The organism is Streptomyces sp. NPDC008086, assembly GCF_042957325.1.
Lineage (GTDB): Bacteria > Actinomycetota > Actinomycetes > Streptomycetales > Streptomycetaceae > Streptomyces.
The window spans coordinates 393,457-415,574 of record NZ_JBIBIA010000005.1; the positions used below are offsets into that span (position 1 = coordinate 393,457).

The window sequence follows — 22,118 nt, forward strand, 5'->3', positions numbered from 1 at the left end:
AGGTCGTCGTGCGGTCCGATGCGTAACCTAACGAACTTGTGAGGCCCCCGTGAAGATTGACATGTGAAATGTCCGATACGTTTTTGTGACCTTCGCCGCTCGGTGTGGTGGGGGCCCCAAGTCACTGCGCCGCGCGGCGGTTTCGCCACGCTTCGTAGTGGTCCAGGAGAGTCTGCTCGATCGGGCGGTAGGTGATGCCCAGTTCGCGCACGCTGCGGCTGTTGTCCACCCGGAACCGGATGCCGAGGTGTTTGCGGATGTAGTCCTGGGTCAGCCCGAAGGCGGGGCCGAGGACACGGACCGGCCAGTGGGGGAGCGCGGTGCGCGGGAGGCGGAGGTCGCGGGGGTGGCGGGTCCGGATCACGCGGGACATCTCGTGGAAGGACGTCATGGTCGGGGCGGCGAGGATGTAACGGCCCCGCGCGTCCGGGTTCTCCGCCGCCGCGATGTGCGCGTCGGCCACGTCGCGCACGTCCACCGTGGTGAAGCTGAAGTCCGGGGCGCCGTAGAAGAAGTAGCCCTTGAACAGCTCGTCCAGCAGGAAGAGGCTTCCGGACTCCGAGGCGGGGGTGAGGGAGGGGCCCAGGATCAGGCCGGGGTTCACCGACACCATGCGCCAACGGTCCTGCGCTGCCTCCGCGTCCCACGCCGCACGCTCCGCGACCGTCTTCGCGTAGTGGTACGGGTTGTTCTCGACCGTGCTGGTGGTGTTGAAGTACCGCTCCGACAGCACCGCGTCGTCCATGGCCAGTACGTCGGTGTAGTCGCCGAAGACCGCGCCCACCGTGGACGTGAGGACCAGCCGCTCGACGGTGTGCGTGCGCTCGACGGCCGCCAGTACGTTGCGGGTGCCCAGCAGGGCCGGGTCGACCATGTCCCGGCGGCCGTCCTTGATCTTCTCCGGCATGCGGAACGGCGAGGCCACATGGAACACCACCCGGCAGCCGGCCATCGCCTCGTCGAAGGAGCCCTCGGTCAGCAAGTCGGCCTCGAACAGCCGCAGTCGGTCGGGATGGGCCTCCTGCATCTCCCACAGGGGCCGCACCTTCGCCGTGTCGGCCATGCCGCGCACCGTGGCATGGACCAGATAGCCGCGCTCCAGCAGCCGCTTGACCAGATGGCTGCCGACGAACCCGCTGCCCCCGGTCACCAACACGCTCGCCGAACCGTCCTCGCCCACGCGCTCACCCCTCCGGTCGTGCGGTCGGGGCCACCCTAAGGGGCCCCGACCGCCCTGTCCCGGATCACCAGCGCGGCAGCCGCAGTTCGTACTCCGGCTGGATCCGCCGCATGTACCCCGTGTCGTCCCGGCTGCGTACGCCCGACTCCACGTACAGCCGGTGCAGCCGGTCGAGGGCGTCGTGGTCGAGCTCGACGCCGAGGCCCGGCCCGGTCGGGACCTCGACCGCTCCGTCGCGCAGCTCCAGGACGCCGGGGACGATCACGTCGTCGGCGGAGTTCCACGGGTTGTGCGTGTCGCAGGAGTGGTCGAGGTTGGGGATGGCCGCCGCCACATGGGTCATCGCGGCGAGGCTGATCCCCAGGTGCGAGTTGGAGTGCATCGACAGGGCGATGCCGAACGCCTCGCAGACCGCCGCCAGTTCACGGGTGCGGCGCAGTCCGCCCCAGTAGTGGTGGTCGGTGAGGAGCACCTGGATCGCGTTCTGCTCGATCGCCGGGCGCAGATGCTCCCAGGCGATCACGCACATGTTGGTGGCGAGCGGCAGCGGCGAGTCCTTCGCCACCTCCGCCATGCCCGGGATCGTCGCGGTCGGGTCCTCCAGGTACTCCAGGACGCCGTCCAGCTCACGGGCGACGTACCGTGAAGTCTCCACCGTCCAGGCGGTGTTGGGGTCCAGCCGCAGCGGCTGTCCGGGGAAGGCCTCCGCGAGCGCCCTGATCGCCGCGATCTCCTCGTCGGGCGGGAACACACCGCCCTTGAGCTTGAACGACTCGAACCCGTACCGCCGTTGCATCAGCCGGGCCTGCTCGACGATCCCGGCCGGGTCCAGCGCCTCGCCCCAGTCGTCGCCCACGGCCACGCGGCCGTCGAGCGCGGGGTGTTCGGCCCACTTGTAGAAGAGGTACGCCGCGAAGGGCACGGCGTCGCGGACCTTCCCGCCGAGCAGGTCGCTGACCGGGCGGTCGAGCAGCTTGCCCTGGGCGTCGAGGCAGGCGACCTCGACCGCCGAGGTGGTCCAGCCGCGCTCGTGGGAGCTGGGCACCGTGGGCAGCAGCGCGGCGTCGATCGCGGCCGTGACGGCCGTGGTGTCGAAGACGTCCATGCCGACGACGACCTTCGCGGCCGCCTGAAGCCGCTCCAGCCGGGCGACGCCGCCCGGGGACTCGCCGAGGCCCACCGTGCCGTCCTCCAGGACGAGTTGGAGGATGACGCGCAGGGCGAGCGGCTCGTGCACGCCGTTGGAGTTGAGCAGGGGCGGGTCGCGGAAGGCGATCGGGGTGACGATCAGCTCGCGGACGCGGGTGCCGACGGTGGTGCTCATGCGCGGACCGCCTCCAGGCCGTGGTCGATCAGTTTCGCGAGCCGGGCGACATGCTCCGGCGTCGGGTCGAGCAGCGGGGCGCGGACGCCGCCGACGTCCAGGCCGCGCAGGGTCACCCCGGCCTTGACCAGCGCCACGGCGTAGCCCGGGACCTCGTCGCGGAGTTCGACGAGGGGGCCGTAGAACTCGTCCAGCAGGGTCGTCACCAGCTCCCGGTCGTCCCGGGCCAGCGCCTGGTGGAAGGCGAGCGCGATCTCCGGGGCGAAGGCGAACACGGCCGAGGAGTACAGGTCGACGCCGATGCCCTGATAGGCGGGCGCCGTCATCTCGGCGGTGGGCAGGCCGTTGAAGAACTGGAAGTCGGCGCCGCCGGGCACGGCGCGTACCGCCCGGACGACACGGTGCATCCGTTCGATGTCGCCGATGCCGTCCTTGAGGCCGACGACCCTCGGCAGGGCCGCGATCTCGGCCGCCGTGGTCTCGGTGAGGCGGGCGGTGCCGCGCTGGTAGAAGATCACCGGCAGCTCGGTCGCGGCGGTGACCTCCTCGACGTACCGGACCAGGCCCCGCTGCGGCGCCGTCACCAGGTACGGCGGCAGCAGCAGGAGGCCGTCGGCGCCGGCCCGTGCGACGCGGGCGGCCTGGTCGCGGGCGACCGGGGGCGGGCCGCCCGCCGCGGCCAGGACGGGGACGCGTCCGGCGGTCGTCTCGACGGCCACCCGCGTGGCGCGCTCGATCTCGTCGGGCGTCAGGGCGTGGAACTCGCCGGTGCCGCAGGCGACGAACACGCCGCCCGCGCCCGCCGCGACCCCGGACTCGATGTGCTGAGCCAGCCGGGCCTCGTCCAGCGAGCCGTCCGCGCCGAACGGCGTGACCGGGAAGAACAGCACTCCTTGGAACTTCATGTCTCTCTCAAACGTGGAGGTAGGGGGTCAGCCCTTGGTGGCGCCGGCGGCGATGCCGGTGACCAGCGAGCGCTGGAGGAGCAGATAGACGATCAGGCTGGGGACCAGGGCGATGACCGCACCGGCCAGCACGACCCCGGAGCCGACCTCGGGGTCGGTGCGCAGGATGGACAGGGCCACGGTGACCGTGTAGTCGGCGGGGTCCTTGGCGGCGATCAGGGGCAGCAGGTACTGGTCCCAGATCATGATGAAGCCGAGCACCCCGGCCACCCCGAGCGCGGGCTTGCACAGCGGCAGGACGACCTGCCAGAGCATCCTGAGCTCGCCCACGCCGTCCAGGCGGGCGGCCTCCTCGATCTCGGCGGGTATGTCCCGCATGAACTCGGTCAGCATCATCACCGAGAAGCCCCAGGCGCCCAGCGGCAGGATGACGCCCCAGACGGTGCCCTTGAGGTCCAGGTGGACGACCGGGACGTCGCCGAGGACCAGCGACAGCGGGATCGCGATGACCTCCTCGGGCAGCATCAGCGTCATCATGAACAGCATCATCACCAGCGCCTGCCCGCGGAACCGGTGCCGGGCCAGCGCGTAGGCGGCCAGCGTGCACACCACGAGCTGGAGCAGCAGCCCGCCGCCCGCTATGACCAGCGAGTTGCCGAGGTAGTCCCAGATGCCGCGCTCGCCCGCCACCGTGAAGTTCGACAGCGTGCTGTCGTGCGGCAGGAACGACAGCGAGGAACCGCTGGGGTTGGTGGTGAAGGCGCCCGAGAAGATCGTCAGGAACGGCGCCGCGAAGACGCCGAGGGCGATCAGACAGAGCAGGACGCGCAGCGCCCAGGCGAGGCCGGGCTTGTCGTTCCAGCCGAGGGCGGTGTCGAAGCGGGCCGGGGTGGTCCGCTGTGCCTTGGTGCTCCGTCCGGCCGGGGTGTCAGGGGCCGCCGGCCGGACGGGGTCGATGACGGGGGCGCTCATCGCGCTTCTCCCCTCTTGCGGAGGTGGTTGATCGTGACGGTGAGCAGCAGCGTCACGCCGAGCAGGACGACCGAGGCCGCGGAGGCGCCGCCGATGTCGTTGCGGGTGAAGCCCAGGGTGTAGGCGCGGGTCATCCAGACGTCGGTGGACCCCGCCGGGCCGCCGCCGGTGAGGACGTAGACCTCGGTGAACACGCGCAGTCCGCGGATCGTGGCGAGCGTGAGCACGATGACGAGCGCCGGACGGATCGCGGGAATCGTGATGTACCGCAGCCGCTGCCACAGCGAGACGCCGTCCATCGCCGCCGCCTCGTACAGCGAGCGGTCCACGCCCGCGAGACCGGCGAGAAGGATCACCATGTTGTACGGCGCCCAGATCCAGATGCCCATCGCCATCGTCGAGTACAGCGCGATGTTCGGGTTGTCGAGGAACTGGACCGGTCCGAGCCCCAGCAGGTGCAGGCCGCCGTTGAGGAGGCCGTCGGAGGTCGGGTAGTACATCAGCCGCCACAGTTCGCCGACGACCGCGGTGGCCGTGACGGCGGGCAGGAAGACGGCCGTACGAAGGACCTTCAGCGAGCGGGCCTGGCCCTCCAGGAGCAGCGCGAGGGCGAACCCGAGGAGGATCGCGCCGACCGACTGCCCGATGCCCAGGACCAGGGTGTGCCCGATGGCGTCCTGGAAGCGGTGGTCGGTCAGGACCCTCGTGTAGTTGTCGAGGCCGATCCAGCGGTCGCCCAGGAAGGGCCGTACGTCGAAGAAGCTCAGCCAGATGCCCTTGGCCATCGGCCAGAACTTGAAGACGAGGGCGAGCAGCAGACCCGGAGCCAGAAAGAGCCAGGGGACTACGGCCTTCTTGTTGAAAGCCCTCCTGCGCGGGCCCGTCTCGTCGAGGCCTCTGCGTGCCGCGGGGGCGGGAACGGTAGCGGTCATGTCAGCAGGTCCTGGTCCTTGAGGTCACCGGCGAGGGTGTCGTTGAGCTCTCCCAGTTGCGAGCGGACGTCGCCGCCGCAGTATGTGAAGATCGAGTTGAGCGCGTCGGCGGTGTCCTGCTTGATCGGGGCGAAGTCCGGCGCGTTGGGGAACTGCTGGGAGGCGTCCTCGTACGCCTTCTGCACAACCCCCCAGCGGGTGTCGTCGCGCACCTTCGCCGCGTCCAGCGTGGAGTTCACGGGGATGCGGACGACGGGCTGGTGGCCGTCGACGCTGGTCATGGCGATCTTCTGGCCCTCGGGCGAGACCAGGAACGCGGCCAGCGCCAGCTCCTGCTCGTCCTTGCCGGTCTTCGCGCCGAGGTAGACGTTCTCGCCGTCGGCCAGCACATCGCCGCCGGCGGGCCCCGCGGGGGCCGGGACGACCTCGTACTTGTCCTTGCCGAGGGTGCCGTCGAAGGTGGTGATGTTGTACGGGCCGGTCATGTACATCCCGGCGTTGCCGTCCTGGAAGTTGGTGGCCGTCGAGGTGACGGCGGTGAGTGCGCCGGGCTGGACGACACCGTTGTCACCGCAGAAGAGGTTGTCCTTCATCCAGCTGACGGCGTTCACGGCGGCGGCCGAGTCCATGGCCGGGCGGTACCTGCCCTTGCCGTCCGGCTTGATGATCTCGGCGCCGCCCTGCCAGAGGAAGCTCGCGCCCCACCAGGCGGCGTAGCCGTTCTGGGCGCTGCCCGGTGCGACGATGCCGTAGGTGTCGGCCTTGCCGTCGCCGTCGGGGTCCCTCGTGGCGAAGGCCTTGGCGACGGACAGCATCTCCTGCCAGGTCGTCGGCGCCTTCAGCCCGAGCTTTCGCAGCCAGTCCGTGCGGATCATCAGGGTCTGGGCCTGCCGGGAGTACGGGATGCCGTAGTGCTTCCCGTCGATGCCCACGGTGGAGGACCAGGACTTGTCGGTGATCTGGTCGCCGCCCGCGACCGACGCGGGGTCGATCGGCTTGAGCAGGCCCTGGCTCTGGTAGCTGCCCATCAGAGCCGTGTCGTTGATCATGACGTCCGGCAGGTCCTTGGTGGACGCGCGGCTCTGGAGCTGCTGGTCGAAGTTGATGACCGGCTGGTAGTCGATCTTGATGCCGGTCTTCTTGGTGAAGGCGGCGAAGACCCGGTCGTAGGTGGCCGCGGAGTCCGGATTGCTCCGGGTCCACACCTCCAGGGTGTTCGGGTCGTCGCTGCCCGCACCGCCGGAACCGGAGCCGCACGCGGCCGTTCCGAACGCGAGCGCCGTGGCGACGAGCAGGGCGGCCGGGCGGCGACGTCGTCGGTGATCCCGCATGGACACACTCCGTTGGATCTGGAGTTCATGTACGTGAACTCACTTCACGCATCTAAATGATCGGCCAAGCTACGAATCATTTCAGCCGTATGTCAAGACATGAAGGCGAGATTTCATCGACCCTGTAAGGGGTGGGTCGGGGGTGGCGGGTTCTCGTCACCCCCGGAAACCGGCCAAGGCACGTTGTGTGCGACTCGAGGAGACCGTACGTCCGTGCGACCAGTCGAACGAGGGGGGTGGGGTCGTCCGGTCGCGGGAGCGGGCTCCTTCGGAGCTCCTCCGTGAGACCTCTGTGCAGAATCTGTGAACCAGCTGCCCGGGGCGCGCAGGCGGGATGTGCGGATGCCGGGCGGGGGTCTTCACCAAACCCCCTCTCGGGGTGGCCTGAAGGCGACTTGTTCGGTCAACTCCGAACGCACCAAGGTGGGTTGAGCACTTGAGCATCAGGAGTCACAAGCGCGTTTGCTTGAGCCGTGCGGCCGAACGCCTGCGGTGATGACGGGGGAAACTGGTGCGGTGCACGTGACGCGGTCGCCCTTGCGGGTGGCGTTTTCGTGCCCCGGGTCGGGAATGCCTCCCTCTGCCATCTCTTGGTGCCTTTGTCCGGTACCCGAGACAGGGATAAGGAGGGGGAATGCCGATGAGCGCGGTCAGCGCAGCAAAGCCGACGTATCCCGGCGTCTACGTCGAGGAACTCCCCAGCAGCACCCGCACGATCTCGACCCTGACCACGTCCGTGACCGCCTTCGTGGGGCACACCCGGCGTGGTCCGCTGAACGAGCCGGTACGCGTCACCAGCTTCACGGAGTTCGAGCGCCGCTTCGGGGGCCTGAGCGCCCAGAGCGCCGTCGGCTACGCGGTCCACCAGTTCTTCGGCAACGGCGGCACCGTCGCGGTGATCGTCCGCGTCGCCAAGGCCGGCAGCGGCAAGGCCGCCTGCGTCACCCTCAAGTCCACCGAGGGCCACAGCGAGGGCCCGGTCCTCGAAGTGCACGCCAAGGAACCCGGCCTCTGGGGCAACGGCCTGCGCGTCGCCGTCGACCACGACACACCGTGCCCCGACGAGACCTTCAACCTCCGCGTCTACGACGCCAAGGGCGACGCCCGCGAGAGCTTCACCGGTCTGTCCATGGATCCGGCGAACGGCCGCTACGCGCAGACCGTGATCAACGCCGGCTCCAGGCTGATCCGCGTCGAGGTCGTCGGCGAGGGCCGCCCCGACCCGTCCGGCACCGTCTCCAAGCCCTTCGGCGACGAACTGCCCAACCTGGCCGTGGACTTGACCGTCAAGATCGGCGAGGTGGAGCGCGAGTTCACGCTCTACGACCCCGACTGCGACGGCGAAGCCCCGTGCTCCGTAGCCGAGTTGGCGCTGCTCCTGGAGCGCAAGCTGCGCGCCCTGCCCGACGCGCCCGGCAAGCACGCCTTCGCCGGTGCCGAGGTCACCGCCTTCGGCCGCCGCATCCAGGTCGTCGCGGGCTCCACCGACCCCGAGGACGTCGTCCGCTTCCTCGGCGAGTGCGCCAACGACCTCGGCCTGGAAGCCTCCGTCAACCCGCCGGTCTTCCCGCTGGAGGGCGGCGAGGACGGCGAGGCGCCCGGACCGCGCGACCTCATCGGCTCCGAGGGCGACAAGAGCGGCATCCAGGCGCTGCGCGGCGTCGCCGACGTCAACCTGCTGGCGCTGCCCGAACTCGCCGCGTACGAGAAGACCGAGGACGCCCTCACCGTCATCTCGGCCGCCCAGCGGCTGTGCCAGGAACGGCGGATCTTCCTGCTGGTCGACGCGCCCAGCACCTGGGTCGGCGTCGACTCCGCCCGCGCCGGGCTCGCCGCCTTCGACGCCGTACGCGGCAACCACGCGGGCCTGTACTTCCCGCACCTCCAGCTCACCGACCCGCTCACCGGCCGGCTGCGCTCCTTCCCGCCGTCCGGCGCGATCGCCGGCGTCATCGCCCGCACCGACTCCGAACGCGGTGTGTGGAAGGCCCCGGCCGGCACCGAGGCCCGGCTCGCGGGCGTGCACTCGCTCACCGTCAACCTCACCGACCGTGAGACCGGGCTGCTCAACCCGCTCGGCGTCAACGTCCTGCGGACGTTCCCGGTGACCGGCCCGGTCGTCTGGGGCGCGCGCACGCTGGAGGGCTCCGACGCGCTGGACAGCGAGTGGAAGTACGTCCCGGTGCGCCGCCTGGCCCTCCATGTGGAGGAGAGCCTCCAACGCGGCCTGCAGTGGGTCGTGTTCGAGCCCAACGACGAGAACCTGTGGCAGCAGATCCGGCTCGCCGCCTCCTCGTATCTGCACACCCTCTTCCGCCAGGGCGCCTTCAAGGGCGGCACCCCGCGCGAGGCGTACTTCGTCAAGTGCGACAGCGACACGACGACCACCGAGGACATCGAGAACGGCGTCGTCAACGTCCTCGTCGGCATCGCACCGGTCCGGCCGGCGGAGTTCGTGATCGTCAAAATCCAGCAGACGTCCGGGCAGTTCGCGCTCTAGGCGCCGGGAATCGTGGAGAACTGAAGGAATCCGATGGCTGAGTTCACGGTCAACGCGCATCGCTTCGACCCCTACAAGAACTTCAAGTTCCTGGTCCTGTGGGACGGTCGCACGGTCGCCGGCATCAGCAAGATCAGTCCGCTGAAGCGCACGACGGAGGTCGTCAAGCACCGCCACGGCGGCGACCCCTCGTCACCGCGCAAGTCGCCGGGCCGCTCCGAGTTCGAGGGCATCACCCTGGAGCGCGGCGTCACCCACGACCCCGAGTTCGACCGCTGGGCCAACAAGGTCTGGCAGGTCGGCGCGGGCCTCGGCTCCGAGGTCTCCCTCGCCGACTTCCGCAAGGACATCGTCATCCAGGTCCTCAACGAGGCCGGCCAGGTCGCTGTCTCGCACAAGCTGTACCGGACCTGGCCCAGCGAGTACCAGGTCCTCGGCGAGCTCGACGCCAACGCCAACGCGGTCGCCATCCAGTCGCTGAAGCTGGAGTGCGAGGGCTGGGAGCGGGACTACGAGGTGCCCGAGCCGGAGGAGCCCTCCTTCCTCAACCCGGCCTGAACGACGGGTAGTCGAGGGGGACGAGATGGCGATCACCGGGGCGGCCGAGCTGCTGGCCACCTGGGAGGCGGGGCTCGCCGAGGCACCGACGGGGCGCGCCCTGCTGCTGCACCGCGCGGCGCGCCCGGACGTCGACGCCGCGACCCTGCCGGTGCTGCCGGTGGGGGAGCGCGAGGCCGACCTGTTCGCGCTGCGCCGCGCCCTGTTCGGGGAGCGGATGCAGGTGCGGCTGGCGTGCTCGGCGTGCGGGGCGGACATGGAGTTCGACCTGGACGCCGGGGAATTCGCGCGCTCGCTCGGCGGTCCGGGCGGGCCCGGTGACTCCGTGGTCCGGGTCCGGCAGGACGGCTGGGACGTGGAGTTCAGGCTGCCCGGTGTCGCCGACCTGACGGCGGCGGCCCGGGCGGCGGACCCGCGTGCCGCCCTGCTCGCCCGGTGCCTCGTCTCGGCGGTGCGCGACGGTGCGGCGGCGGACGCCGGCGACCTGCCGGTCCCGGTCCAGCGCCGGATCGCCGAGGCGGTCGAGGCCGCCGACCCGGGGGCCGACGTCACGCTCAACATCGCCTGCCCCGAGTGCGGCGAGGCCACCCGGGCCGAGCTGGACATCGCGTCCTACCTGTGGACCGAACTGGACGCCTGGGCACGGGACCTGCTGCTCGACGTCCATCTGCTCGCCACGTCGTACGGCTGGAGCGAGCCGGAGATCCTGGCGCTCAGCCCGCTGCGGCGCCGCTACTACCTGGAGCTGTGTGCGGATGTCTGACGCCGACGGGGCGCCGGTGCCCGACTTCCTCGACCGGCTGATCGCCCGGCACACCCCGGCCGCCGCCGGACCCCGCCCGGGCGTGGTGCGGGTACGACCCCGGCTGCCCGGCCCGTTCGAGCGGGTCGAGGCGGTACGGAGCACGGCACCGGACCCGGACGACGGCACCGACCTGCTGTGGCCCGCCACCACACCGTCCGCCGTACGGCCGGGCGAGGCCCCGCGGTCGGCGACACCCCCGGCCCGGTCGCACACGGAACGGGAACGGACGGTCGTACACACCGAACGCGCCCCGGCCGACCCGGCACCGCGGCCCGCCCCGACGCCCCTGCCCGAGACGCCGCTGCTGCGCCCCGTCGCGCCGCTCGCCGCCGAGCCCCGGCCGATGCCCGACGCCGTACAGCGGGCGACGGGCCGTGCGCGCCCCGAGCGGGGCACTTCCCGGACCGCGGCGGCCGTTCCCCTCCCCCCGGGGACGGACGCCGCTCCCGCTGCCGTGTCCGCGGCGCTGCGCCCCAGCGCCGCGGACACGGCGGCAGCCCGGGACGCCGTACGCCAGGCCGCCGCGCGGCGCCCGTCGCGGACGCCCGAGCAGGTGGTGCAGGTGCAGATCGGGCGGCTGGAGGTGACGGCCGGACCGTCGCCGTCCGGTGGACCCCGTAAGCGCACGCCGGCCGCGGAGCGACCGGGCGCGACCCTGAGCCTGGCCGACTATCTGGCGCGAGGGCGGGAGTGACATGACAGACCGAGGAACCGAGGAACCGACGCCATGAGCAACGCACTCGCCATCGCCCATGTCACCCAGGCCCTCGCCCTGTTGCTCGCCTCCAACGTGGGCCCGGAGTTCGACGAGGCCGTGAAGGTGGAGCCGCACAAGCCGCCGACGGAGCCGCCGGACCACCCCACCCTCAACGTGTTCCTCTACCAGGTCACGCCCAACACCTCGATGCGCAACAACGACCTGCCGACCCGCGCCTCCGACGGCAGGCTGGTGAAGCGGCCGGCCGCCGCGCTGGACCTGCACTACCTGATCACCGCGTACGGCGACGAGACGACCCTGGTCGGCCAGCGGCTCATCGGCTCCGTGGTGCGCACCCTGCATGAGATCCCGATCCTGCCGCAGGACGTCATCGAGGAGACCGGTCTCCTCCCGCACCTCGCGGACAGCGACCTCGCGGAGGCGGCCCAGCGGGTGCGGTTCACCCCCACGGTCATGGACATCGACGAGACGTCGAAGCTGTGGGGGATGCTCTACCAGACGCCGTACTCCCTGTCGGTGGTCTATCAGGCGACCCTCGTCCTCATCGACGGACGCGAGAAGCCGGTGCCGGCGAAGCCCGTGGAGCGGCCGGACGTACGGGTACTGCCGTTCGGAGCGCCGGGAGCGCCGGTCCCTCCGGGGGCCGGGGCGAGCGCCGAGGAGCCGTCGGCGGGCGGTCCCGCGAGAGAGGCCGCGGACAGTGCGGCCACGGACAGTGCGGCATCCGCACCTGTCGGACCGGGAGGCCGGGCCGGAGTCGAGCAGAAGGCCCCGGTCGCCACCAAGAAGGCCGCGAAGGCCGTCGCCAAGGCCCCGGCCCGCACCCGCAAGGCGCCCGCCCGCACCCCGCGTTCGCCACGCTCCGGCCCGCGCAAGGCGGACGACGCCGACGACAAGACCGAGCAGTGAACCGAGCGGTGACACGGGACGGACACGACGGGGGCAGGTGAGGACATGGGGACGAACGAACCGGGCACGGCCGGGACTTCGGGGACGCACGGCACGCCGCCGGGCACGTCGGGCGCGGCCGACGGACCCGGTGCCGGGACGACGCTGACCGCGGAGATCCGGCGTGTCCTCGCCCGCGTCGACGCCCACGCCACCGGCTCCGGTACCGCGCCCGGCCCGGACGCCGACGCACCGGCCGCCGCCGGCTCCACGAGCCCGGCACCCCTGGCCGCCCCGGGCACCGCCCCCCTCGACGCCCTCGTCACCTGCTTCGGCCTCACCCCCTTCGAACGCGATCTGATCCTCCTCGGCGCCGCCGACGAACTCGACCCCACGACCGCGGCCCGCTGCGCCGCGGCCTGCGGCGACCCCCAGCGGACGTACCCGACCTTCTCGCTCGCCCTGGCCGCCCTCGCCGAACCCCACTGGAGCGCCCTCACCCCCGTCGCGCCGCTGCGGCGCTGGCGGATCGTCGAACTCGACGACGAGTCCCGGCTGACGACCTCGCGCCTGCGCCTCGACGAGCGGATCCTGCACTTCCTGCTCGGCTCGCCCTACCTCGACGCCCGGCTGCACGGCCGCCTGCGCCGCACATCGGTGCCGGAGCACCTGCCGCCGTCGTACGACCTGGCCGCGAGCCGCGTCGCCGAGGGCTGGACGACGGGGGCGAGCCCCGACGCGCCGCTGCTCGTCGAGGTGACCGGCGGTGACCTGCGCAGCCGTGCCGACATCGCCGCCGCGGCCGCGGCCCGCTCCGGGCTCGGGCTGTACGCGCTGGGCGCCGAGGACATCCCGGCCGACCCCGCCGAACGCGACCGGCTCGCCCGGCTCTGGCAGCGCGAGGCGATCCTGCTGCCCGCCGCGCTGCTCGTCGAGGTGGGCGACCTGGACCGGGACCAGCGGGCGGCGACCGAGGCGTTCCTGGCCGGGGCGGCCGTGCCGGTCGTCGTGTCCAGCGAGGACCCGCTGCGCTCGGACCGGCCGCACGGCGCACGGGTGGCGGTACCGCGGCTCGACGAGGAGGAGCAGGTCGAGCTGTGGGGCCGGGCGATGCATCCGATCGCCGACCTCGACGACATCGAACTGCGGTCCCTGGTCGCCCAGTTCCAGCTGCCCCCGCACGTCATCCGGTCCGCCGCCGCGACCGTACGCCGCCGACTCCCCTACGAGGACACCCTCGACGCCGCCGAACTCGCCTGGCGGGCGGGCCTGGAGGAGGCCCGGATCGGCATGGACGAGCTGGGCCGCCGCATCGAACCGGAGGCGGGCTGGGGCGACCTGGTCCTGCACGACCGGCAGACCGGCGTGCTGCGCGAGATCGTCGCCCATGTGCGGCAGCGGCCGACGGTCCATCAGGAATGGGGTTTCGCGGGCACGTTGCGGCGCGGCCTCGGTGTCACGGCCCTCTTCGCGGGCGGCTCCGGCACCGGAAAGACGCTGGCCGCCGAGGTCATGGCGAAGGAACTCGGCCTCGACCTGTTCATCGTCGACCTCTCCCAGGTCGTCAGCAAGTACATCGGCGAGACCGAGAAGAACCTGCGGCGCGTCTTCGACGCCGCCGAACGCGGCGGCGCGCTACTGCTGTTCGACGAGGCCGACGCGCTGTTCGGCAAGCGCAGCGAGGTCAAGGACAGCCACGACCGGTACGCCAACCTCGAAGTCAGCTACCTGCTGATGCGGATGGAGGCCTACCGCGGCCTCGCCATCCTCACCACCAACATGAAGAAGGCCCTCGACACGGCCTTTCTGCGCCGTATCCGCTTCGTCGTCGACTTCCCCTTCCCGGCCGAGCACGAGCGCGCCGAGATCTGGCGCCGGGTGCTGCCGTCGCGGGCCCCGGTCAAGGACATCGACCCCGGCCTGCTCGCCCAGCTCACCGTCGCCGGCGGCTCGATCCGCAACATCGCGCTGTCCGGGGCCTTCCTCGCGGCCGAGGAGGGCGACCGGCTCCAGATGCGGCACATGCTCGCCGCGGCACGCACCGAGTACCAGAAGCTGGAGCGCTCCCTGACGCCGGGGGAGGTGCGGGGATGGGTGTGAACGCGTCGCCGCACGGCGAGCCGCGTGAGATCAGGGTGGAGATCGGCGAACTCGCCCTCCACGGCTTCCGCGTGGACCCGGAACGGGTGACGGACGCCTTCGAACGCGAGCTGACCCGCCTGGTCCGGGCCCACGGTGTCCCGCTCGCAGCCGACGGCGCCCTGGCCCTCGACGCGCTGTCCGGCCTGCCGCCCCTGCCCGCCGGCCTGTCCGCCCGCCGCCTCGGCCAGGAGCTGGCCCGCGCCGTGCACGAAGGGCTCAGCGGCCACGGGGAGGTGACGCGATGAGCTCCCAGGCCCAGGACGCCCGTTCCGAGCAGGCCGCCGAACAGCGCCGGCGCAAGCGCAAGGAGCGTGCCGCCAACTCCCGTACGCCCGAGCCCAAGGAGATCGTCAGCGGCGCCGGACAGCCTCTCGACCCGGGCGTACGGCGGGAGTTGGAGGAGCGACTCGGCCACGACCTCGGTCGCGTACGCCTGCACACCGACCGGGACGCCGGACAGCTGACGGAGCTGCTCGGCGCCGACGCGGTCGCCGTCGGCCAGGACATCTTCTTCCGCGAGGGCGCCTTCAAACCGGGCACGGACGAGGGCCGCCGCCTTCTCGCCCACGAGCTCCTGCACACCGTCCAGAACCCGCACGGCCTCGGCACGCTGCGTGCCGGCCGGGAGCTGGGGGCGGTGAGCGTGCCCCAGCAGGCGATCGAGCGGGAGGCGGAATCGGCCGCCCAGGACCTCGTACGTCCCGCGCGGACCGGCCCGGAGGAGTCCACGGCCGACGTCGCCCAGGACCAGGCCACCCCCGGCTGGCTGCGCTACGCCACCGTCGACGCCGACCGCAACCGCGCCGAGGCCATCGACCCCGCCACCCTCGTCGACCGCCTCGCCAACTCCCTCGTACGCTCCCTGCGCGGCGACCCCGAGGACCTCTCCCAGCGCACTCGTAAGCAACTCGCCCGGCTGCCCGAGGAGTTGCTCGACGGCGTCCTCGTGCGCCTGGAGAGCCGGCTGCTCGGCTCGGAGCACGACCGGGTGCTCGACCTCGTCGACGAGATCGAGGCGTACGACGACTACGCCGAGGACGGTCTGGAGCGGGACGCGCACGACGCCCCGCAGATCGAGCCGGACACGGCCGGGGAAGTGCGCACCGAGCGCGAGAACGCGGCGCGCTCCGCCGAGGAGCGCCGGGCGGAGGAGGAACGGCCCCGTATCGCGCCGGGGCCGGAGAAGGACCGGGCCGTCGAGGAAGGCGCCGTCGGCAGCACTCCGCGCAACGGTGGGACGCGGGAGCAGGGGAGTACCCCGGGTGGCGGGGGTGCGCCTGGTGGGGCGCAGGAGCAGGAGGCGTCGGGAGGGGCCCCGGCATCAGGTGGCGGCGCGGGTGCGGCGGGTGCGGGCGCGGCTCGGGAGGAGCAGTCCTCGTCCGCCTCGGAGGGTTCGGGTGGTGCCGCGCAGCAGCAGGGCGGGAAGGCGGCGGCCACCGACTCGGCGTCGGGCAGGGACGGCAAGGGCGGCCAGGACGGCAAGGGCGGCCAGGACGGCAAGTCCCAGGAAAGCAAGGGTGGCAAGGACGGCAAGGAGCAGGGCAAGGGCGGCCAGGAGCAGACCGAGCGCGAGGACGCTGCCGCCGCCAGTGAAGAGGAGTCCGCGGCGAAGAACCGCCCGGGCGCGGCCGAGGCGGCCGTCGCCGGACGGCAGTTGAAGCAGCAGGACAAGCGGGGCGAGCAGAAGTCGACCGGTTCGCCGACGGCGTCCGGCAAGGACACCCAGCTGCCCGGCAGACTCAGCACGCTGGACGGCAAGCGCGACCAGGACCTCGACGGCCGTGACGAGGAGACCGACGAGGACCCCTTCGGCTCCGGCAGCCAGTCGGAGGTCGACGTCGGCGGCGAGGAGCCGAGCGCCTGGGACGTCAAGCTCCAGCCGGACGACTTCGTTCCGCAGCAGGACCTCGACGTGTCCGCCGTACCGACCGCCGACAAACTCGACCCGTCCGCGCCCGCGACCGCCCAGTCGGCACCGTCCTTCCCGGCCCCGCCGCCGACGAGGGCCGAACAGGTCCAGGCCGAGCGGGAGGCCGAGGACGCCGAGGACGAGGCGGCGGAGCCCGAGGAGGAACCGGCCGAGTCCGTCGAGGAACCCGAGTCGTCGGCGCCGGAGACCGAGGGCACCCCGGACAGCCTCACCGGCCCGGGCGGGCCGGCACCGGACCAGGCCGCGCGCCCGGCCCCGGGGACCCGCGACCCCAAGAGCGGCGACGACCCCAAGGCCGGGCCGGTGGCCGCCCAGACCACCGTGCAGGAGGCGCCCGGCAAGCAGGACGGGAAATCCGAGGGCGGCACCGAGGCCAAGGAGTCGGCCGCCAAGGAGGAGAAGGGCACCGACGCGGCGGGCGACAAGGCGGCCACCGCACCGGAGAAGGAGTCCCAGCAGGCGAAGGGCGGGCAGTCGGCGCAGAGCGACGCCGGGGCGAAGGAGGACGGCGGGGGGTCGGCGGGGGCCGGTGCGCAGGGCGATCAGGCGGGCGCCGGGGCCGAACAGGACGTATCGTCCGTAGGCGGGGGCGGTTCTACGGCGCCCGGTGCGTCGGACGGGACGGGCGGTGCCGGTACGGCGAACTCGTCCGGTTCGTCCGGGGCTTCGGGAACCTCGGGGACTTCGGAGGCGTCCGGTGCCGGGTCGGCCGGTGAGGCGCCGGCGCCCGTGGCGACGCAGGAGGGCCGTACGGAGGCGTCTGCTCGTACGGAGAGGTCGACGGCGCCCGCGAGAACCGCGTCCGCATCCCCCGCGGCATCCGCGTCCGCGCCGGCCGCGAAGGCGGCACCGGAACCGAAGGCGGAGCCGGAGAGCGCACCGGCGCCGAAGGCCGCGCGCGGGGGCGGGGGAAGCGCCGGTGGGGGAGGCGGCGGCGGTGGTGGCGGTGGGGCCGCCCCGGCTCCAGGCAAGGGCAAGAAGGATTCCGCGCCGGTCCCGAACCTCTCCGGTGTCTCCCCGGAGGCCGGGCTGGCGACGGCGTCGAAGCTCAAGCCGCACAAGGCGCTTCAGGCGATGGGCGGGGTCGGCGGTGCGGTGGACCGCACGGTCGGCGACGAGCACAAGACGCTGGCGTCCGCGCCGCCCTCGATGCAGCGCCCGGCGGGTGCGCCGCAGACGTTGCAGGGCAAACCGAAGTCGGACGCGCCGGCCGAGTACTCGCAGGACAAGCCGCAGGAGGCCGAGGCTCCCGAGCAGAAGGACGCCGAGGTCACGGGCGCCAAGGAGCCCGAGGGCCAGATCGAGGCGGAGAAGGCGGAGGAGCCCAGCGGCTGGGACACCTTCAAGATGGCGCTCGGCTTCGGCATCGGCAAGGTGGCGAGCTGGCTCGGCTTCGAGGTGGATCCGCAGGAGCTGGCCGCCAAGTTCGCCGGCCTGCCGACGAAGGACGAGGCGCTGAAGCAGGCCCAGGCGGGCAACGCGCCGGGCGTGGAGCTGAAGGGCTCGGCGGAGGACAGCGCCGGTCAGCAGGACGGCCATGTCGACGCCAAGGGCCAGGAGACGGTGGCCACGGCCCGCGACGACTCCGGCCGGGCGATGGGCGAGGACCAGGTCTACCCCGACGCCCCCAAGGAGGAGATGCGCGCGTCGGTGCCGGGGGCGCGGGGCGGCGAGGGGGTGGCGGTCGACGGGGGTGGGGCCACCGGGGCCGTACCGCCGGAAGCGGCCTCGGAGGTGGCCGAGCACGAGCAGGGGCCGCAGGTCCAGGCCGCGTTCAGCGACGGGCAGAAGGGTGTGTCGGAGAGCCGGCAGGCCAAGGACCGGGACTTCCGTGACTCGCAGGCCAAGCACAAGCAGCAGGTCGACGCGGAGATCGGGCGCAACACCGAGACGCAGGCGGGCGAGCGTGAGAAGGCGATGGGCGAGGTCACCGCCCAGCGCGAGGGATGGCGCAAGGAGCAGGACGAGGAGCTCAAGAGCCTCGGCGACAAGAAGACCGACCGTCACGACAAGGTTCGCAAGGACGTCGAGGACAAGGAAAAGCAGACCGACGACAACGTCGAGAAGGAGAAGGAGGGCAGCGACAAGAAGATCCAGGACGAGAGCGACAAGGCCGAGCGCGACGCGGAGAAGCAGCGCGACGGCGCCGTCGAGGACTCGGGCAACTGGATCAGCAAGGCCTTCGACTGGATCAAGCAGAAGGTCATCGAGATCAAGAACGCGATCGTCCGGGTCATCCGGGCGGCGCGGGACGCCGTCGTCGGCTTCATCAAGAACTTCAAGGACACGGTCGAGCGCTGGATCAACGAAGCCCGCAAGAACATCGTCGAGGCGATCAAGAACTTCATCAAGGACCTGATCGAGTTCGCGCTGGCGATGGTGCGGGCGGTGATCGAACTGGCGGCCCGTATCCGCAAGTTCATCACCGACCTGATCGCGGCTGCCATCGCCCTCGTGCAACGTCTGGCCGAGGCGCTGAAGCAGGCGATCAGTGACCTCCTGGACGCCATCGGCAAGCTGCTGAGCAGCATCCTCGACGTCCTGAAGAAGGCGCTCCTCGACGTCGTCAAGGCGATCGTGGATGCGGTGAAGGCGGTCCTTCAGTTCGCCTCCCGCATGCTCAGCGCACTGGGCGAGTTCATGCTCATCGCGGTCGACTTCCTCTCCGACCCCGGCGGCTGGCTCGGCGGTGCGAAGAACTCCGCGGTGGACGGCGCGAAGAACCACCTGTTCCGCGAGGTCAAGGCGGCTGTCAAGGACTGGTTCCAGTCCAAGATCGAGGAGATCATCGGCGTACCGAAGGCCATCCTGGACAAACTGATCAAGGGCGGGATCACCCTCGAACAGATCGTCAAGGAGACCTGGGACGCGATCGTCCCCCAACTCCCCCTGATCATCGGCGAGATCGTCATCACCAAGGTCATCGCCAAGCTCATCCCCGGCGCGGGCTGGGTGATGGCGGTGATCGACGCCATCCGCACGGCCATCGGCGCCCTCGGCGAGATCCTGCGCGCCATGGGTGCCGTCCTCGACTGGCTCAAGGCCGTCCGCCGCGGCGGCGCCGGCGTCCTCTTCGCGAAGGCGGTCGCGGCGGGCATCGTGGCCCTGCTCGAACTCGCCTACGAGGCGCTGCTGAGCGGCATCGGCAAGTACGTCGCGAAGATCGGCCGGCGCTTCAAGTCCATCGCGGCGAAGCTGGGCGGCAAGGGCAAGGGGGACAAGCCGGGCGGCGGTAAGGGCGCGGGGGCGGACGGGGCGGACGACCGGGGCGGCGACAGGAAGCCCTCGGTCGACACGACGAAGAAGCCGGGCGCGGACGGGAAGGCCTCGACGGCCACGACCCCGAAGCCGGGCCAGGGCAAGGACGGCGTCCCCGGAAAGCCGAAGACCCCGGCCGACGCGAAGACGCCCACGACCCCCACGGCCAAGGACAAGAACGGCAAGCCGAAGGACAAGGACGAGAAGCCGGACACGAAGCCGACCCCGACCCCCAAGCCGAAGCCGAAGGCGGAACCGCCGGCCAAGCCTAAGGCCGAGCCGGAGGCGAAGCCGAAGGGGGCCGACGGCAAGAGCACGGACAAGCCGAGGGACGACAAGGGCGCTGACACGTCCAAGCCGAAGGACGACAACAAGGACACCGCGGGCAAGCCCAAGGACGCCGACGGCAAGTCACCGGACAAGCCGAAGGACCAGGACCCGAACAAGCCGAAGTCCCAGGACAAGAAGGTTCCGGACAAGACCAAGGACAAGGACGCCGACGCGCCGGGCAAGCCGAAGAAGAAGGACGGCGACGCCAAGCAGGCGAAGCCCAACCACGAGAGCAAGGGCCCGCGGAAGCCCAAGCGCGACAAGCACGAGGACGGGCGACCGAAGGACAAGGACCCCGAGAAGGAGAAGCAGGACAAGAAGGATCAGCGCAAGAAGGAAGAGGATTCCAAGGAGTCGAAGGACGAGCGGCTCCGGAAGATCGTGGCCCGCATCCGTCCCCGCGTCGAAAGCATGCTTCGCCGGGGCACCGGACGCCCGATCCTTCGCGCGGCTCTCGCGGCGATGCGTGCCTGGTACCGGCTCACCGAACTCAGTGCCGGCGCGAACGAACGTTTTCAGATCGAGGCCCGGCTCAACCCGAAGGAGCAGGTTGCCAACGGCCTGGAGATGGAGACTGTCGAACTCGCCGACGCGGTCGACGCCATGGTCGGCCATGTGCTGAACTCGCAGCAGGTCATCGCCCAGTCGCAGCGCATCGGCCCGGCCCCGGTTGGCGGTCCCGCCGCCGCGCGCACCCGTGTCGTTCCCCAGGACGTCGGCACTGCACCCATGCTGCGCAACATGATGGACAACCCGATGGCGCACCGGCAGCCGGAGACGCTTCAGATCGAGGCCGGGGACCCTCAGTACAACTCCCGGCTGGAACTGACGCGTACGGAACAGCACGGCGGCGGCACCACCCTCAGCCGCGAGGGCAGCGACGAGAAGCCGTCCTACCGCCAGGAGTCCAAGGCACTGCAGGACGCCGAACCGAACGGCGCCCTCATGGGGCAGCACGTGCTCGACGCCTTGGCCGGAAACCGAAACCTGTGGCAGGGCAACACCGTCCCCAATGCCAAGACTCTGGACCAAGCAGTGTTCACTGCGACGCTCATCGGTCTCATCGAGACGGGGCGCACGCCGTTCACCATGGTCCCGAACATGGCGGCGGCGAATGCGTCGAAGCTGGGCGGACCGCACATCGCGGGCCTTGTGACGGGGCTTCCGTTGTCCGGGCCAGCGGCGCGGTTCAACAAAAAGGACATGGTTGAGAAGTACGGCCGGGACAGCTATGAGGTCGTCGGAGGTCAGGCAGCCGGCCGACAGGCCGAGTGGTTCTTGGCCGCACGCAGGGCGTCCAACCGTGAGACGTACTTCGACACCAGCGTGGGTGTCTCGGTATCGGAAACGGTAGGAAAAGGATTCCTGAAATCCCCGACCATCAAGACGCAGGGGCATCCTGCCCCGCAGATCGATGAACTGACGAAGAAGTTCAAGGGCGTCCCGGGGTGGATGGTTCAGAAGGCCTACAACCTTGGCGGTGACAAGGACATGCGGGTCGGCCCGGCCCTGTGGGAGAAGGTAGGGTCGGAGATCAACAACAAGACCGAACTGCAGCTGCCGAGCAAGGCGTCGGAAGAGGTTCTTCGGCGTACTGCAGCCAATCTGAAGCTCTGGGCGGACGCAAAAGGCCTTGTCTATTCCCCGAATGACCCCAAAGCCAAGGGGAAGTTCTTGGTCGAGATTTATCGGGAGTTGGTCGGAATCGTGGGAATCCCGGCAGACAGCGCATTTGAAAGCAGGCTGGAACGAGGCATCAATGTCTGAGCACCGTTACACCGAGATCCACCTGCCGCTGCGGCAGTTGCCCGGCTGGGGGGCTGTGGAAGCCATCACGCACAGCGCCGGCTGGCAGGTGGTGGACACGAACGCGGATCGCGGTGACGCGAACTACAAGAAGGCCGTCACCTGGGGCGCGGCACCCGAACTCTGGGTGACCTACGTCGAGGACCTCATCACCCAGGTTTCCGTGGTCATCGTGTTCGGGGCGGACGACGATGCCGTCGGGACGCTTGCCGACCGGATCGCCGCTCTCCTGACGCCCTATTCGCGTCAGGAGGTTCTTACGAAGCCAGGCGAGGACACACCGAAGCCGGAGATGGCACGCCATCTCGTCCGCTTGGCGCTCTCGGCATCCCAGGCCTTCGACGTCGAGATCTTCGAGAGAATCCAATTGGCCGCCGGGCACAGTGATCCGGAAATTCGCAATGCGGCTGCCTGGGCGACCGTCTACCTCTCCTGGGGTGAATGTGAATCCCTGCTGCGGCAGATGGCGGAAAGCGACCCGGACGAGCGGGTCCGGGCGGGCTCCCGGATGCTGCTCGAGAGCCTGAAGGACGGTTGAC

General features: G+C 71.0%; 15 protein-coding genes. 9 read left to right on the plus strand and 6 right to left on the minus strand.

What is annotated here, in order from left to right:
• Positions 1-121: 121 nt before the first annotated feature.
• The 6 genes from ACFZBP_RS19690 to ACFZBP_RS19715 all read right to left on the minus strand — a co-directional run bounded on the left by ACFZBP_RS19690 (position 122) and on the right by ACFZBP_RS19715 (position 6,644).
• The gene (locus ACFZBP_RS19690) at positions 122-1,180 is read right to left on the minus strand and encodes an NAD-dependent epimerase/dehydratase family protein (RefSeq protein WP_391414624.1); all 1,059 of its coding nucleotides are present in this window, start codon (positions 1,178-1,180) and stop codon (positions 122-124) included.
• A gap of 64 nt (positions 1,181-1,244) precedes the next feature.
• On the minus strand, positions 1,245-2,504 hold the full coding sequence (locus tag ACFZBP_RS19695) for an enolase C-terminal domain-like protein (protein WP_391414626.1): 1,260 nt from the start codon (positions 2,502-2,504) through the stop codon (positions 1,245-1,247).
• Complete coding sequence (locus tag ACFZBP_RS19700) at positions 2,501-3,409, minus strand: 5-dehydro-4-deoxyglucarate dehydratase (RefSeq protein ID WP_391414628.1); 909 nt, start codon at positions 3,407-3,409, stop codon at positions 2,501-2,503. Before ACFZBP_RS19700 ends, ACFZBP_RS19695 begins: the two co-directional genes overlap by 4 nt.
• A gap of 27 nt (positions 3,410-3,436) precedes the next feature.
• A complete protein-coding gene (locus ACFZBP_RS19705) occupies positions 3,437-4,381 on the minus strand; it encodes a carbohydrate ABC transporter permease (RefSeq protein ID WP_383448766.1) in 945 nt (314 codons plus the stop codon).
• Positions 4,378-5,313 carry an ABC transporter permease subunit gene (locus ACFZBP_RS19710; protein ID WP_391414631.1) on the minus strand — a complete coding sequence of 312 codons (936 nt, stop codon included), beginning with the start codon at positions 5,311-5,313 and terminating at the stop codon, positions 4,378-4,380. The genes ACFZBP_RS19705 and ACFZBP_RS19710 overlap by 4 nt, the downstream gene beginning before the upstream one ends.
• Positions 5,310-6,644 (minus strand): extracellular solute-binding protein, encoded by a 1,335-nt coding sequence (locus ACFZBP_RS19715; RefSeq protein WP_391414633.1) that lies wholly within the window; start codon positions 6,642-6,644, stop codon positions 5,310-5,312. The genes ACFZBP_RS19710 and ACFZBP_RS19715 overlap by 4 nt, the downstream gene beginning before the upstream one ends.
• A 634-nt stretch (positions 6,645-7,278) precedes the next feature.
• On the opposite strand from ACFZBP_RS19715, the gene ACFZBP_RS19720 reads away from it, so the two are divergent.
• Genes ACFZBP_RS19720 through ACFZBP_RS19760 form a run of 9 tightly spaced genes read left to right on the plus strand, consistent with a single transcriptional unit; the run spans position 7,279 to position 22,117 of the window.
• Positions 7,279-9,144, plus strand: a complete 1,866-nt coding sequence (locus tag ACFZBP_RS19720; protein ID WP_391414635.1) for a phage tail sheath subtilisin-like domain-containing protein — start codon at positions 7,279-7,281, stop codon at positions 9,142-9,144.
• Positions 9,145-9,177: 33 nt separating this feature from the next.
• Complete coding sequence (locus ACFZBP_RS19725) at positions 9,178-9,702, plus strand: phage tail protein (RefSeq protein ID WP_004003113.1); 525 nt, start codon at positions 9,178-9,180, stop codon at positions 9,700-9,702.
• Between the two features lie 25 nt (positions 9,703-9,727).
• On the plus strand, positions 9,728-10,465 hold the full coding sequence (locus tag ACFZBP_RS19730; protein WP_391414637.1) for a hypothetical protein: 738 nt from the start codon (positions 9,728-9,730) through the stop codon (positions 10,463-10,465).
• On the plus strand, positions 10,458-11,201 hold the full coding sequence (locus tag ACFZBP_RS19735; protein ID WP_391414639.1) for a hypothetical protein: 744 nt from the start codon (positions 10,458-10,460) through the stop codon (positions 11,199-11,201). Before ACFZBP_RS19730 ends, ACFZBP_RS19735 begins: the two co-directional genes overlap by 8 nt.
• Before the next feature lie 33 nt (positions 11,202-11,234).
• On the plus strand, positions 11,235-12,134 hold the full coding sequence (locus ACFZBP_RS19740) for a Pvc16 family protein (RefSeq protein WP_391414641.1): 900 nt from the start codon (positions 11,235-11,237) through the stop codon (positions 12,132-12,134).
• Between the two features lie 45 nt (positions 12,135-12,179).
• Positions 12,180-14,213: an AAA family ATPase gene (locus tag ACFZBP_RS19745; protein WP_391414643.1), complete on the plus strand. Its 2,034-nt coding sequence runs from the start codon at positions 12,180-12,182 to the stop codon at positions 14,211-14,213.
• Positions 14,204-14,500 carry a hypothetical protein gene (locus ACFZBP_RS19750; RefSeq protein WP_383448783.1) on the plus strand — a complete coding sequence of 99 codons (297 nt, stop codon included), beginning with the start codon at positions 14,204-14,206 and terminating at the stop codon, positions 14,498-14,500. Before ACFZBP_RS19745 ends, ACFZBP_RS19750 begins: the two co-directional genes overlap by 10 nt.
• Positions 14,497-21,540, plus strand: coding sequence for a DUF4157 domain-containing protein (locus ACFZBP_RS19755; protein WP_391414646.1), 7,044 nt, complete (start codon positions 14,497-14,499; stop codon positions 21,538-21,540). Before ACFZBP_RS19750 ends, ACFZBP_RS19755 begins: the two co-directional genes overlap by 4 nt.
• Positions 21,533-22,117 (plus strand): hypothetical protein, encoded by a 585-nt coding sequence (locus tag ACFZBP_RS19760; protein WP_391414648.1) that lies wholly within the window; start codon positions 21,533-21,535, stop codon positions 22,115-22,117. Before ACFZBP_RS19755 ends, ACFZBP_RS19760 begins: the two co-directional genes overlap by 8 nt.
• Position 22,118 lies beyond the last annotated feature (1 nt).

Bases quoted from the DNA above. Each gene is read 5' to 3' on its own strand.
- ACFZBP_RS19705 (WP_383448766.1), bottom strand. From the start codon at position 4,381: ATGAGCGCCCCCGTCATCGACCCCGTCCGGCCGGCGGCCCCTGACACC.
- ACFZBP_RS19725 (WP_004003113.1), top strand. From the start codon at position 9,178: ATGGCTGAGTTCACGGTCAACGCGCATCGCTTCGACCCCTACAAGAAC.
- ACFZBP_RS19715 (WP_391414633.1), bottom strand. From the start codon at position 6,644: ATGCGGGATCACCGACGACGTCGCCGCCCGGCCGCCCTGCTCGTCGCC.
- ACFZBP_RS19710 (WP_391414631.1), bottom strand. From the start codon at position 5,313: ATGACCGCTACCGTTCCCGCCCCCGCGGCACGCAGAGGCCTCGACGAG.
- ACFZBP_RS19750 (WP_383448783.1), top strand. From the start codon at position 14,204: ATGGGTGTGAACGCGTCGCCGCACGGCGAGCCGCGTGAGATCAGGGTG.
- ACFZBP_RS19695 (WP_391414626.1), bottom strand. From the start codon at position 2,504: ATGAGCACCACCGTCGGCACCCGCGTCCGCGAGCTGATCGTCACCCCG.
- ACFZBP_RS19755 (WP_391414646.1), top strand. From the start codon at position 14,497: ATGAGCTCCCAGGCCCAGGACGCCCGTTCCGAGCAGGCCGCCGAACAG.
- ACFZBP_RS19730 (WP_391414637.1), top strand. From the start codon at position 9,728: ATGGCGATCACCGGGGCGGCCGAGCTGCTGGCCACCTGGGAGGCGGGG.
- ACFZBP_RS19720 (WP_391414635.1), top strand. From the start codon at position 7,279: ATGCCGATGAGCGCGGTCAGCGCAGCAAAGCCGACGTATCCCGGCGTC.
- ACFZBP_RS19740 (WP_391414641.1), top strand. From the start codon at position 11,235: ATGAGCAACGCACTCGCCATCGCCCATGTCACCCAGGCCCTCGCCCTG.
- ACFZBP_RS19735 (WP_391414639.1), top strand. From the start codon at position 10,458: ATGTCTGACGCCGACGGGGCGCCGGTGCCCGACTTCCTCGACCGGCTG.
- ACFZBP_RS19745 (WP_391414643.1), top strand. From the start codon at position 12,180: ATGGGGACGAACGAACCGGGCACGGCCGGGACTTCGGGGACGCACGGC.
- ACFZBP_RS19760 (WP_391414648.1), top strand. From the start codon at position 21,533: ATGTCTGAGCACCGTTACACCGAGATCCACCTGCCGCTGCGGCAGTTG.
- ACFZBP_RS19700 (WP_391414628.1), bottom strand. From the start codon at position 3,409: ATGAAGTTCCAAGGAGTGCTGTTCTTCCCGGTCACGCCGTTCGGCGCG.